Source organism: Marichromatium gracile (genome assembly GCF_004343155.1).
GTDB lineage: Bacteria > Pseudomonadota > Gammaproteobacteria > Chromatiales > Chromatiaceae > Marichromatium > Marichromatium gracile.
The window spans coordinates 83,604-96,182 of record NZ_SMDC01000007.1 but is presented as its reverse complement, the minus strand read 5'-3'; the positions used below and the strand labels follow the sequence as shown (position 1 = coordinate 96,182).

The 12,579-nt window shown below is 66.5% G+C and carries 9 protein-coding genes; all 9 read right to left on the bottom strand.

Annotated features, from left to right (window positions below; translation table 11 throughout):
* On the bottom strand, nucleotides 1-1,080 hold the full coding sequence (locus tag EDC29_RS11310; RefSeq protein WP_123142497.1) for a FemAB family XrtA/PEP-CTERM system-associated protein: 1,080 nt from the start codon (nucleotides 1,078-1,080) through the stop codon (nucleotides 1-3).
* Nucleotides 1,077-1,934 carry an XrtA system polysaccharide deacetylase gene (locus EDC29_RS11305; protein ID WP_123140322.1) on the bottom strand — a complete coding sequence of 286 codons (858 nt, stop codon included), beginning with the start codon at nucleotides 1,932-1,934 and terminating at the stop codon, nucleotides 1,077-1,079. The genes EDC29_RS11310 and EDC29_RS11305 overlap by 4 nt, the downstream gene beginning before the upstream one ends.
* A gap of 92 nt (nucleotides 1,935-2,026) precedes the next feature.
* Nucleotides 2,027-3,472 (bottom strand): TIGR03016 family PEP-CTERM system-associated outer membrane protein, encoded by a 1,446-nt coding sequence (locus EDC29_RS11300; RefSeq protein WP_123140323.1) that lies wholly within the window; start codon nucleotides 3,470-3,472, stop codon nucleotides 2,027-2,029.
* 30 nt (nucleotides 3,473-3,502) lie between these two features.
* A complete protein-coding gene (locus EDC29_RS11295; protein ID WP_242465929.1) occupies nucleotides 3,503-4,249 on the bottom strand; it encodes an XrtA-associated tyrosine autokinase in 747 nt (248 codons plus the stop codon).
* Between the two features lie 214 nt (nucleotides 4,250-4,463).
* On the bottom strand, nucleotides 4,464-6,002 hold the full coding sequence (locus tag EDC29_RS11290) for an XrtA system polysaccharide chain length determinant (RefSeq protein WP_123140325.1): 1,539 nt from the start codon (nucleotides 6,000-6,002) through the stop codon (nucleotides 4,464-4,466).
* Between the two features lie 51 nt (nucleotides 6,003-6,053).
* Nucleotides 6,054-6,656 carry an XrtA/PEP-CTERM system exopolysaccharide export protein gene (locus EDC29_RS11285; RefSeq protein WP_062277964.1) on the bottom strand — a complete coding sequence of 201 codons (603 nt, stop codon included), beginning with the start codon at nucleotides 6,654-6,656 and terminating at the stop codon, nucleotides 6,054-6,056.
* A 256-nt stretch (nucleotides 6,657-6,912) separates the two neighbouring features.
* Nucleotides 6,913-8,271 (bottom strand): PEP-CTERM-box response regulator transcription factor, encoded by a 1,359-nt coding sequence (prsR, locus tag EDC29_RS11280; protein WP_123142499.1) that lies wholly within the window; start codon nucleotides 8,269-8,271, stop codon nucleotides 6,913-6,915.
* Nucleotides 8,268-10,361 carry an XrtA/PEP-CTERM system histidine kinase PrsK gene (prsK, locus tag EDC29_RS11275; protein WP_132229883.1) on the bottom strand — a complete coding sequence of 698 codons (2,094 nt, stop codon included), beginning with the start codon at nucleotides 10,359-10,361 and terminating at the stop codon, nucleotides 8,268-8,270. The genes prsR and prsK overlap by 4 nt, the downstream gene beginning before the upstream one ends.
* Nucleotides 10,358-12,469, bottom strand: coding sequence for an AAA family ATPase (locus EDC29_RS11270; RefSeq protein WP_132229881.1), 2,112 nt, complete (start codon nucleotides 12,467-12,469; stop codon nucleotides 10,358-10,360). Before EDC29_RS11270 ends, prsK begins: the two co-directional genes overlap by 4 nt.
* Nucleotides 12,470-12,579 lie beyond the last annotated feature (110 nt).

Below are 12,579 nucleotides of genomic sequence, written 5' to 3'. Positions count from 1 at the left end.
TCAGCCGAGATTCCTGGCCAGCAGCGGGCCGATGAGCTGGCTCAGCGGCAGCGGCAGCCGCTTCCAGGCCGCGATGAAGAGCCGATACTTGGGGTTGAGCGGGTTGACGTCGGGCAGCTCGCTGGCACGCACCAGCCGATAGGCATAGTGCAGCGGCTCGGGCTCGAAGCCCCAGTTGCGCTTGAAGTCGAAGGCCCCGGTGCCGCGCTTGCTGCGCCCGAAGTCGAAGGTACGCGCGCCGTCGACGCAGGCCCGGCGCATCACCTCCCAGTACATGAAGTCGTTGGCCTTGAGCGCGCGCGCCGCCTGGGTGCCGCCGCCATAGTAGGGCAGCACCTCGTCGCGGAAGCGAAAGCTCATCACCCCGGAGACCAGCGCGCCCTGGTGCTCGACCAGCAGCACCTCGCAATCATCGCCGAAGACCTGCTTGAGCACGCGAAAATAACGACGCGGGAACACCGGGGTGCCGAGGTTGCGCACGCTCTCGCTGTAGACCCGATAGAGAGCATCGACGCCCTCGTCGAAGCGGCTCGACAGCCCCGCCTTGATCCCCTTGCGCACCATCGCCCGCTGCTTGCGCGGGATCTGTTGCAGGTTGCGCTCGGGGTCGGGATCGATCGCTCGACGGAAGGTGGCATAGAGCGCCTTGCCCGGCCACTCCGGGTGATGCGGCTCGCGCTCGCGCAGCTCCAGGTGCCCCACCCCGGCGGTCTCGGCGAGCCGGCAGGCCTCGGCCTCGAGCAGCCCGCGGACCTCCGGGTCGTCGGCGACCGCGCCGCCGTAGACACAAAAAGGGGTGGAGATCAGCGCGCGCCCGAACAACAGGCTGCGGATCTCGCCGAGCGGCAGGATGCCGCACAGCTCGCCGTCACGCTCGGCGTACAGGAAGGGCGCACGATGACCGAGCCCCTGCTCGAGCACCTGCTTCCAGCCGGCACGGTGGAAGAAGGTCGCCTCGGGGTGACGGTCGACGAAGGCGTCCCAGCGGGCGAGATCGGCGTCCGTCTCGAGTCGGGCGATACGGATTGCGGCGGTTGACGTGTCCGGGTCGGCGGGGGCGGTCGATGGCGAGTCCATCATCGGCGAACAGACACTCCTTGCGGTTCGAGAAAGACCTGGTCCATGCGTCCCCAGTGAAAATCCTGGAGCAGGCGCTCGAGCCGCGCCTCGGTGCGTGCCAGGTTGAGATAGTGACGCACCCGGGTACGCGGCGGGAGACCGCCGACACGGGGCTGGTCGGGGTCGATCTCCCAGGGGTGGAAGTAGAAGATCGCGGCGGCGCCCTCGCGACGGTTGATCCGCCGGATCGCCTGGCGCGAGAGCGCGTAGGGATAGAGTCTGAAGAAACCACCGCCGCCACTGGGCAGGCGGCGCCCGAGGAGCGTGCTGGTGGTGATCGGGATCTCGACGAAGTCCTCGACCCCGGCGAGCGGTCGGTAGGCAAAGCGCGGCGCCTCGGGGATGCCGTAGAGATCATGACGTACCGGGTAGACGCTGGAGCTGTAGCGGTAGCCGCAGTCGTACAGCGTCTCGTGCGCCCAGCGCTGGTTGTCGCGATCGATCGAGTAGCTGGCCGCGCGATAGCCACGGACCTCGACCCCGCCGATGTCCTCGAGCAGCGCCTTGCTGCGGCGCACATCCTCGCGAAAGGACGTCGGCGTCTGCTGGGTGACGCGCACATGGGCCAACCCATGACAGGCCAGCTCGTGCCCGGCGGCGACCAGCTCGCGCACCACCCGGGGATGGCGCTCGGCGATCCAGCCGAGGGTGAAGAAGGTCGCGCGGGTGGCATGACGCTCGAGCAGCTCGAGGATTCGATCCATGTTGCGCTCGATCCGGCAGGGGATCTGCTCCCAGTCGGTGCGAGCGATGTGACGCTCGAAGGCGGAGACCTGGAAGTAATCCTCCACGTCGATGGTCATGGCGTTCAGCATGGCTGACGGACTCGCGACAGGACTCTGCCCCGGACGCCGCTCCGGCGCCGGACGCATGCGAAGGGATGGGGACGGGACGGCATCCAGCACGTTCAGTCCGACCAGCTGGTGACCAGGCCCAGGGTCACGCGGTTCTCGGTGATGTCATCGGAGCTGCTCAACCGATACTGCAGCGCCACCCGGGTGTTGGTGCCGACGCGCCGGCTCAGTCCGGCATCGAGGGTGTATTCGTCGCGCTCGTCACTGCCATCGGTCACGCTGGTCTGGTCGAGCTCGCTCCGGCTCCAGCCGAGGGTGAGGTTGGAGCGGGTCAGGCCGGAGAGTTGCCGACTCCAGAACAGCCGGGCGCGCATCGTCGACTGATCCTCCGCGGTGGCCTCGTACTCGCGCAGCACATAGCCGAGCGAGGCCCCCAGGGTGCTGCGTCGGGTCTGCAGGGTGTAGCTGGTCTCGAAGGTGTTGCTGATATAGGTTCCGGTGGTCGGTGCCGCGGTGTCGTCGGTGACCTCGAAGGGTGCGGTCACCTCGGGGACGGTCGGATCGCCGAAGACGTCCTCGAACGCGAAGACCTCCGAATCGAGACGATCGCCCCGCGCACTGGAGACATCGCGAGCATAGCTCGCGCGCCACATCGAGCGCTTGCTGCGATGGGAGAAGTCGAGCACCGGCGTCATGCCGAAATAGCGGTGACCGACACCGACCCGCAGCGAGGTCCGAGGCGTCGGCGTCCAGGTGGTCGACAGCTCCCAACCGGCCCCACTGGTGCCATCACGCGAGGTGTAGTCGTTGTCCTCGTAGAGCAGCGTGGCGTCGAGGCGCCAGCGCCGCGAGAGCTGGTTGCCGAGCAGAAAGCTGGCATCGGAATAGGTATCCGAGGGCACCTCGTCGTCCTGGTAGTCGATCTGCTCGGAAGAGATCAACAGGGCCCAGTTGGTGGTGCCGAAGGCCGGACCACTGCGCAGCTCGATCGAGCCATCGTAGCCGATGCTGTCACTGCCCTCGTCGGAGTAGAAGACCCCGTTGTTGGAGAAGCGCGCGGTCAGCTCCGCACGACGACCGAAGCGCTCGTAATAAGAAGGCGAGATCTCGTAGGTGTAACTGGTCTGGAGGTTATCGGAGCGGTTGGTGGCATCGCCGCTGGTCGGACCAAGTGGGTCGATCAACTCCTGGCGCGCAGTCGTCTTGGCATCGACGAACAGCCGCTCCCTGAGCAGCTCGACCCGGCCGTTGCCCTGCAGGCGGTGATTGGCCCGGTCGCCGCTGTCCGAACTGAGATAGTTGAGGTACTGCAGCGAATAGGCGAGATCGAGTTCCGCGCGCCCTCCCTTGCCTGAGACCACGAAGCCCGGGGTCAGCTCGACATAGAAGTCGCTGCCCTGATCCTCCTCGGAGAGCGAGAGGTTGTCGGTATAGACCCCGTTGACGCTGAGCTGACGCGACAGCCGCCAGTCCGCGCCCCAGGCGGCGCCCCAGATCAGGGGCGCGGTCGCACACAGGCACAACGACACCAGATGACGATGCCGCGCGGGCTTCAGCATGACTCCACTCCCCGACAGCACGGACCCGGGTCAGACGCCGGGCTGGGCCGCCGATTCGTCCGCCGTTGGCGCTTGTCCATAACCGTATCCGTATCCATAACCATATCGGTAACCGGTGCCATAGCGATTGCCGAGCCCGGGGCGGTACTTGTTGAGCAGCAACCCGATGATCTTGTCCTCGCCGAGTCGCGCCAACCCCTCGTTGACCGCGTGCTGCCCCGTCTGCTCGGCAGCCACCACCATGATCACCTGCCCCATCATCTCGGCCAGTACCGCGCTCTCGCTGGCCAGCAGCAGCGGCGGTGAGTCGAAGATCACCACACGATCACTGTAGCGGGTCGAGAGCTCGGCCATGACCATGCTCATCCGTTCGCTGGCCAGCAGCTCGGTGGCACGCTCGTGACGACGCCCGGCCGGCAGGATGCGCATGTTGGCCACATCGGCATGCACGAGTACGTCGGCCACCGAGTCGCAGCTACCGTCGAGCAGATCGGTCAACCCCAGCTCGGCCTCGATCCCCAGGCGCTTGGCCGCGGTCGGCTTGGCCACGTCACCATCGACCAGCAGCACCGTGCGATCGCGCTCCATGGCGATGCTCATCGCCAGGTTGATCGCCGAGAAGGTCTTGCCCTCGCCCGGCAGGGCGCTGGTGACCATGATCATGTTGGCGTTGTCGACGATGTCGGCACCCTTCTTGTCGACATTCATCAGCAGCGGACGCTTGATCAGCCGGTACTCCTCGGCCAGCTGTGAGCGCTTGGCATCTGGGGTCAGCAAGCCCTGGGCACGCAGACGCTCGAGCGCCAGGTGCTGGACCCGTCCCGGGTCGGTGATGGCTCCCTCCGATACGTGCCCCTGCCTCCCTGCGGACGTCGCCCAACCGGTGGACGAATCGGCAACGCCAGGCTCCGCTGCGCCCTGGCGACCGATCTTGGCAATGGCCTTTTCGATGGTACTCACAAGGATACCCCCTGCATGTCCGTGTGTCGGACTAGATGAGAGACTGCAACAGCGGCAGACCGGAGACAACTAAGATGAAGGCGACCGCAAGCCCCACGGTCATCGCGAAGAACGGGATCAGCATGACCCGTTCACGTCTGCGCTCGGTGGGCGAGCGCACCAGGGCCACGGTGCCGAGCACCGGCAGACCAGTGGCACGATAGAGCAGCCGCCGATCGTCGAACACGGGACGAACCAGATCCATCGCCAGGGCGGCGAGCAGACCGCCACCGAGGGCGACCAGCAACACGCCGCTGGCGAGCAGCAGCCGGTTCGGCGCCGAGGGCTTGAGCGGCGCCACTGGTGGATCGATGACGCGGAACTTGACCCCCTCGGCGGTCTTCTCGACCTCGCTCGAGAGCCGCGCCGATTCACGCCGCTCGAGCAACTCGGCATGCTGGGCGACGATCGTCTTGTAGTTACGGGTGAGCTGGGTCAGCTCCGCCTCGATCTCGGGGATGGTGTCGATCTTCTGATCGAGGTCACGCACCCGCTGGCCATGATCATCGACCCGCGCCTGCAGTGCCGCCACCTGTGCATCGGCCTGACTGAGCGCCATGCGCAGGCTGCCATAGAGGCTGTCGGCCTGTACCGTGGTGGCCATCAGCGAGCTACCGGTGATCTCGTTGCGCTGCTGCTGACGCGAGCGGATCTCGCGGATCAATCGGCGCAGCTCGATGACATCGGGGTGGCGTTCGGTGTAGCGCAGCAGCAGCTCGTCGAGCTTGGTCTGCAGCGCAGCGATGCGCGGATCATCGGGCAATTGCGGAACCAGCGCCTCGGCGTTCTCCAGCGCCTGCTCCTGGGTCTCGATCTGCTGCTGGAGCTGATCACGACGCCGCTTGGCCTCCTGCAGGGTCAGCTCGGCGTCCTTGAGCTCCTTCTGCGCCGCTTGGAGGTTGGAGTAGTAACTGCCGATATCTCCCGACAGCAACCCGGCATAGCGACGCTTGAAATCGGCGAGACGGTGCTCGGAGTCACGCAACCGTGCCTCGTACTCCTCGATTTCCTGATCGAGGAAGTCCTGGGCGTTGGAGGTGGCGCGCTGATCGCTCACCAGCGCCTCCTCGATGAAGATCGACACCAGCGACTGCACCACCAGCTTGGCGCTCTGGGGATCGCGATCCTCGAAGGAGATGGTGTAGAGCGAGGGGTTGGAGCGATCGCCACGGATCTTGATCTTGTTGCCGAGATCGCTGATCAGCCGCTCGCGCTCGGCCTCGGTGCGCAGCTTCAGATCCAGATCGCTCATGCGGATGATCTTTTCCAGATTCGGTCGGCTCAGCAGCATTCGGCTCATCAGCGCCACGCGCTGCACCAGATCCGGCTGGATGGTCAGACCACGCAGCAGAGGCCGCAGCACACTGTTGGTGTCGACGAACACCCGCGCCGAGGAGCGATACTCATCGGGGATACGCGAGACGATGGTCCATCCGGCGATCGCAATCGCCCAGGCGACGACGAGCGCGAGCCAGCGGTAACGCCACATGCCGCGCGCGTAGCCGAACAGTTGGGCCAGGAGTTCGTGCATCGCCGTCCTCTTTCAGTCTAAACCTGCATCACGCCGGGCTGTTGCACGGCTTCAGAACCAAGCTTCGGGGATGATCAGGATATCGCCCGGGAGCAAGCTCACGTTCTCCGCGATTTCACCATCGCGAATGAGATCATCCAGCCGTACCGAGTACTCCTGGCGCTCGCCACCGTAGTAGCGCACCAGCACCGATTTGTTGCCGGCGGCGAAATCGGTCAGTCCGCCGACGGCGATCATCAGGTCGAGCAGGGTCATGTGCTTGCGAAACGGCACCGCGGCTGGCGCCATCGCCTCGCCGATGACCCGCACCTGCTGCGAGGGCAGTCCGACGAAGCCCTTGACGATCACGGTAACGATCGGCGAGCGGACATAGACCGCATATTCCTTTTCGAGATCGCGGGCAAGCTGCGACGGGGTCTTGCCGCTCGCCGGCATGTCCTCGATCAGCGGCGTGGTGAGCATGCCGTCGGGGCGCACGGGGACCGTTCCCGAGAGGTCGTTGAGGCCCCAAACGAAGATGCTGACCGAATCGCCCGGAGCGATCTCGTAGAAGTATCCCTGCTGTACCGCCAGCTCGCGCTGCTCCGGCGGGACCGGCGGCAGGTCCTTGCCGGAGCCAGAACAACCGGCCAGCAGCACCAGTGCCGCGCCCATGCACAACCGCGACCAGGCGCCGTCGATCGATCCAAGATACGCGCTCAACAGTGTTCCCCCTGTAACCAAGCTCCAGGGACCAGCCCTGGTCCGATACCGCGCCCGGCGAGGCCGGGCGCGGCTTGTTCATGATCTTCGCCGAGCGCCGCGTCCGTACTCCGCCATGCGTTGCATAGATGTGGCGCAAACCACGAGGACAAAGCACCAAGCACCAATCGTGTAAACACGATCACAGTGCCTGAAGGTCGCCACGACCTCATTCCTTGAGCCCATACTTATCGAGCAGGCCGTACAGGGTCGGACGGGTCACGCCCAGCAACCGCGCAGCCTGAGTGATATTGCCGTCGACCCGGGCAAGCGCCTGACGGATCGCCCGAGTCTCGGCCTGTTCACGGACCTGCTGCAGGTTCAGCGGCAGGACCGGCTCGGCGCCGGCGGGCGCCAGCTCGAGATCGGCAGGTGTCAACTGCTGCCCATCGGCCATGATCACCGCCCGCCTGACCCGACTCTCGAGTTCGCGCACATTGCCCGACCACGCATAGGTCTCCATCGCCGCCAGCGCATCCTTGGTGAAACCACGCACCGTCTTGGCGTACTCACGGTTGTAGCGCTCGAGAAAGGCGCGCGCCAGCACCAGCAGATCACCCTCGCGATCGCGCAGCGGCGGCAGGGTGATGGTCACCTCGCTGACCCGATAGAAAAGGTCCTCGCGAAAACTGCCCTCGGCGATCTGTGCCCGCAGATCGCGATGGGTCGCGCAGATCACCCGCAGGTCGACGGGGATCTCCTGACGACCACCGACCCGCTCGATCACCCGCTCCTGCAGAAAACGCAGCAGCTTCGCCTGCAGCGGCTGCGACAGGTCGCCGATCTCGTCGAGAAACAGGGTGCCGCCATCGGCGTACTCGATCTTGCCTCGGGTCTGCTTGACCGCGCCGGTGAAGGCGCCCTTCTCGTAGCCGAACAGTTCGCTCTCGAGCAGGTTCTCGGGGATGGCGGCACAGTTGATCGCCACCAGCCGGCCCGAGGCGCGCGGCCCCATCTCGTGCAGGGCGCGGGCGAACAGCTCCTTGCCGGTCCCGCTCTCGCCGAGGATCAGGGTGGTGACGTCGGTCGGCGCGACCTTCTCGACCGCACGACAGACCTCGAGCATCGGCGTGCTGCTGGCGATGATGCCGCGCAGCGGCGAGTCCATCTGGCTGTGCTGCAGGCGGAGATTCTCGGTCTCGAGCGCATGCAGCCGATGGCCACGCTCGACCACCAGGTTGAGGGTCTCGGCGTCGATCGGCTTGAGATAGAAGTCGTAGGCCCCGAGGCTGATCGCCTTGAGCGCATGACTGCGATCATCGTTGCCGGTGACCACCACGACCTTGGTCTGTGGGGCCAGCGCGACGATCTCCTCGAGCAGCGCGAGCCCCTCGCTCACCCCGCCGGGGTCGGGCGGCAGGCCAAGGTCCAGGGTGACCACGCTGGGACGGTGGCGACGCAACTGCGCCAGCGCCTCACGCCGATCACCGGCGAGCACCACCTCGAAACCATCAAAGCACCAGCGCAGCTGGCTCTGCAGCCCTGGGTCGTCCTCGACGACCAACAGACACTTCTCCGAGCCCTTCATGAGGCCACTCCATGATGCCCGGCGTGCACGCGCTCCTCCTGCTGTAACTCGCCATCCAGCGGCAAGCATACACGAAACAGCGTACCCTCCCCCGGCTGACTACACACCAAAAGATCACCGCCGAGCAGCCGGATGAACTCGCGGCTCTCGAATGCGCCGATCCCCATGCCGGTCAAGCCCTTGGTCGAGTCGAAGGGCCTGAACAGCCGCTCGCGGACGAATTCCTGCGACATGCCGACGCCATCATCCTCGATCTCGACGATCGCGAATCGGCCCTCTGCGAACAGACGAACCACCACGCGCCCTTCCGGCGTGGTCGCTTCCTGTGCATTTTGCACCAAATGACCGAACACAGTCAGCAAACGCTCGCGATCGGCACACACACAGGGCGACGATAGCGGCGCCTCGAACACCGGCACCGGGGCATGCCCGCCACGCCCGCGCACCAACTCCTCCAGCAAGGGCGCCAGACTCAGTCGCTGCGGCGCCTCGCCGCGCACACCATCGCGCAACTGCTCCATCAACCGGGTCATGCGCTCGACCGAGCTGCGCACGGTACGGATGACATCATCGAAAAAGGCAGGATTGTCGCGATGACGCTCGGCATTGGAGACCAGCAGGGACTGCTGGGCGAGCAGGTTCTTGAGGTCATGAGCGACATAGGCCGAGAGCTGGCTGAACGCCTCGAACTGACGCGCCCTGATCAGCGCCTGGTCGGCCAGGTGCTGAGCGACATGGGTCGCCGCCTGACGCCCCGCGGTGCGCAACAGTGAGCGGTCCTCCCAGTTGAGCGCCCCGGCGCCTCCCGGGCGGGCCAGCACCACGAAGCCGCACAGCGACTCGCGATGCAGCAATGGGATGATCAACCAGGCATCGGCCAGCGACGCGAGCCAGGACGGCGCCGAGAAGCCCTGGTAGCGCTCCGGGTGGCGGCGATACTCCTCGAGATCGACCACCCAGCCGCTGCGCGCCAGGAAGGTGATCATCGGCGCGTCGGCAGCGAGGATCTGCGCCTGCGACTCACCCAAATGGCTCTGGGCACAGAACTCGAACGCGCCGTGCTCACCTTTCACCCAAAGCATCCCGCCCGGGCTGTTGACGATCCCGCCGAGCGCCGAGATCACCGCCTCCGGCAACGCCACGCCGGGACGCGACAGTGCCGTGGTGAAGCCCAGCCATTCCTCGCGATAGTCGTACTTGAAGCTGAAGAAGTGCTTGCTGAGCAGGACCCGTAGGCGCGCGCGCAGCTGCCCCGAGAACAGCACCGCCAGCAGAAACAGCAGGGCCGCGAACAGGAAGGTGATCTGCAGCACCGCCCCCCAGGCGCCGCCGAAATAGCGGATGTAGTAGCCGGCGGCGGCCATCGCCAGCAGATAGAGCCCGGCGGCGGTCAGCGTGGCGGAGTGGAACACCGCGTGACGCGAGACGTGCACCTCCAGCGACCAGCTCGGATTACGCGCCGCCGAGACCGCGACCAACGGCACCACCAAGGCGTGCACTAGGCCGCGCGCCTGCCACAGCACGGGATCAACCCGATGCAGCAACAGGGCATCGGAGAAGAAGTACAGGTCGAAGGCGAACACCGCCCCGAGCCCGAGACACAGGTGCTTGATGCCCCAGCGCTGCTCGGGGCGGCGATTGCGGAAGATCTGCTCGAGCAATACCAGACCGAAGATCGACCACAGCACCCAGCCGAGCAGCATCGCATTGATCACCTGGGCGCCGTCGAGGCCGAGCGGGACCTCGAGCAACGGCACCCCCAGGGTGAGCAGCGCGCCACCGCTGATCACCCACCACGGTGCCTGCGCCCAGAAACGCAGCTGACTCGGATCGTGCTCGGCCACCAGCACCCGCGACAGGAAGATGAACCAGGCACCACTGCGGATCAGCTCGGCCACCGCCGACCACTGCCCCGCAGGCAGCAGACCATGCGTCATCGCCAACACGATCGCCGCCCAGCAGACGCCGGCCATGCTCGCCACCAGCGCAAACAGCCCCAACAGGCGCCCACGCCACGCAGTGGCCAGCAGCAGGGTCAGCACCAGATAGGCGATCAGCGCCGCCGCATAGCTGATGGTGGGCACGCTCATCCGTTCTCCTCATCCATCTCCACCCTCTCCGGCGCATAGGGGGTGAGCTCGACCATGCGACCGCGCGACCCGGCCGCCTCGGCCGACTGCCCCTCCAACGCCTCCGGTTCGACCGGACCTCGGCCCTCGACCCGCAATCGATCAGGGGCGAGACCGCCGGCGACCAGATAATCGGCAACCGCCTGTGCACGACGCCGCGACAGGTCGAGATTGTAGGCGGGATCGCCGAGGGCGTCGGAATAACCGACGATCTCGATGCCGAGATCATCACGCGATCGATACGCCTCGATCAGCACATCGAGCCGCCCGGCGAAACGCCCCTCGACCTCGGTGCTGTTCCACCCGAACACCACCTGGAGCGGCTCCGGCCAGGGCCCACGCGACACCTCGCGCACCGCCGCGGAGCTGTCAACGGCCGATACAGCGGCGGCAGCGGTCGACGGAGACGGCGCCACCGAGCGGAGATCGGCCACCCTGAGCACCGGAGGCTCATCGCTGACCTCGGTGGAGACCGCCATGGACCCATCCGCGGTCGCTCGCCCCACCGGCAGCGCCTGATCGGCGGCGGTCACACTTGACCCGACTGCGTCGGCCACTGCGACCGCAGGACGAGACTGAGCGCGTGCGCGAGGCTCGTTAGGCTCGGGCTCGGGCTCGATCGGCGCCGGTCGTGGCGCCACAGACGACTCCTCGGCTACCAGCCCGGACTCAACCACCACAGCAGCCGGCATCGTCTCGACAGGCGATAGCGCCTCGGGCGCGACCGGTGGCGGCTCATCGGCCGGCGAGAGGCCGGCGACCCGATCGTCGGCGGCGGGGGGCATCACCTCGACCCTCAGCTCGTGCAGCGATCGCGCCACCCACGCGAAGGTCGCTCGCCCCAACTCGACGGTCTGCTGCGGCTGGAGCAGATAGAAGGCACCGAGCAGACAGCTGGCGGCCAGGACACTGCCGCCGACGACCCAGCGGGCGGGCGAGCGACGCCGTCCAGGGGCGACCGCCGGCTCGGTGACGAGCTCATCGAGCTCCTCGGGCAGCAACACCGCCTCACGCAACGGGAACTCGTCATCGGATGGCGGCACCTCGCCGTCGACCGCCTCGTCGAGCTCGAACACCGGCTCGGCGGCCTGGCTTGCGGACGGGGCGTCATCGACCAACGGTGGCGGAGACATCTGTGACGGCGGAGCCTCCCCAGGCCGCGGCGTCTCGGCGATCACCGGAGCAAGGTCGGGCGACGCGCTCAATCCCTGGTCGAGCGCGTCCCAATCGACCTCGATCTCCGGTGACGCGCCGGTCAGCGACTCCTGCTGCAACTCATCGAGCACCCCCTCGGCATCCTCGGCGCTGATCAGGCGGCGCTCCTCGATGAAGCCGTGCAGCAGCAACCGGCTGCAGATCAGGTTGATCCGCCGCGGCACCCCACCGCTGAACTCAAAGACGGTACGCAGCACCCCGGGCGCGAACTCCGGGTCACCGTGCCACCCCCCCTTCTCCAAGCGGTGGCGGACATAGGCCAAGGTTTCGACCGGTCCCAGCGGCTCGAGATGCCAGGCCGCAACCAGGCGCTGATGGACCTGCTCCATATCCGGCCCCTGGACCAGCTCGCGCAGCCGCTCCTGACCGACCAACACGATCTGCAGCAGCGGACGCCCCTGGCGCTGCAGATTGGTCAGCAGCCGCAGCTCCTCGAGCGCCGAGGCAGCCAGGTCCTGCGCCTCGTCGATGATCAGCAGGGCACGCCGCCCGGCCTGGTGCTGGCGCTCGAGGAACGCCATCAGTCCCTGCAACACATCCGCCTTGCGCGGGGCGCCGGCACTCAACCCGAAACCGTGGGCGGTCATCCGCAGCAGATCCTCGGCGGCCAGCTGGGTGCTGACCAACATGGAGACGGACACCTCCTGTGTCGGCAGACGATCGAGCAGGTCATTGATCAGCGTGGTCTTGCCTGTCCCCGGTCGACCGGTGATCATGACGAAGCCCTCGCCACGGTGCAGCGCATAATCGATATAAGAGCGCGCACGGGCGTAGTTCCTGTGGGTGAAACAGAAACGATGATCCGGGCTCAAGCGAAACGGATCGGCCCCGAGGGCATAGAAATGCTCGTACATAATGGCTCAAGACCTCTGATCGATCTGGCGGCGCGATTCTTTTCGTGGTAAAGATCACGGGGTGTGGCCAGTGGCAGTGGCTACGGCGGCGCACGGCCCGAAATGTCGGC

Excerpts from the sequence above, each read along its gene's own strand:
- EDC29_RS11300 (WP_123140323.1), bottom strand. The coding sequence starts at position 3,472 with ATGCTGAAGCCCGCGCGGCATCGTCATCTGGTGTCGTTGTGCCTGTGT.
- EDC29_RS11305 (WP_123140322.1), bottom strand. The coding sequence starts at position 1,934 with ATGCTGAACGCCATGACCATCGACGTGGAGGATTACTTCCAGGTCTCC.
- EDC29_RS11310 (WP_123142497.1), bottom strand. The coding sequence starts at position 1,080 with ATGATGGACTCGCCATCGACCGCCCCCGCCGACCCGGACACGTCAACC.
- EDC29_RS11270 (WP_132229881.1), bottom strand. The coding sequence starts at position 12,469 with ATGTACGAGCATTTCTATGCCCTCGGGGCCGATCCGTTTCGCTTGAGC.
- EDC29_RS11285 (WP_062277964.1), bottom strand. The coding sequence starts at position 6,656 with ATGGGCGCGGCACTGGTGCTGCTGGCCGGTTGTTCTGGCTCCGGCAAG.
- prsK (WP_132229883.1), bottom strand. The coding sequence starts at position 10,361 with ATGAGCGTGCCCACCATCAGCTATGCGGCGGCGCTGATCGCCTATCTG.
- EDC29_RS11290 (WP_123140325.1), bottom strand. The coding sequence starts at position 6,002 with ATGCACGAACTCCTGGCCCAACTGTTCGGCTACGCGCGCGGCATGTGG.
- prsR (WP_123142499.1), bottom strand. The coding sequence starts at position 8,271 with ATGAAGGGCTCGGAGAAGTGTCTGTTGGTCGTCGAGGACGACCCAGGG.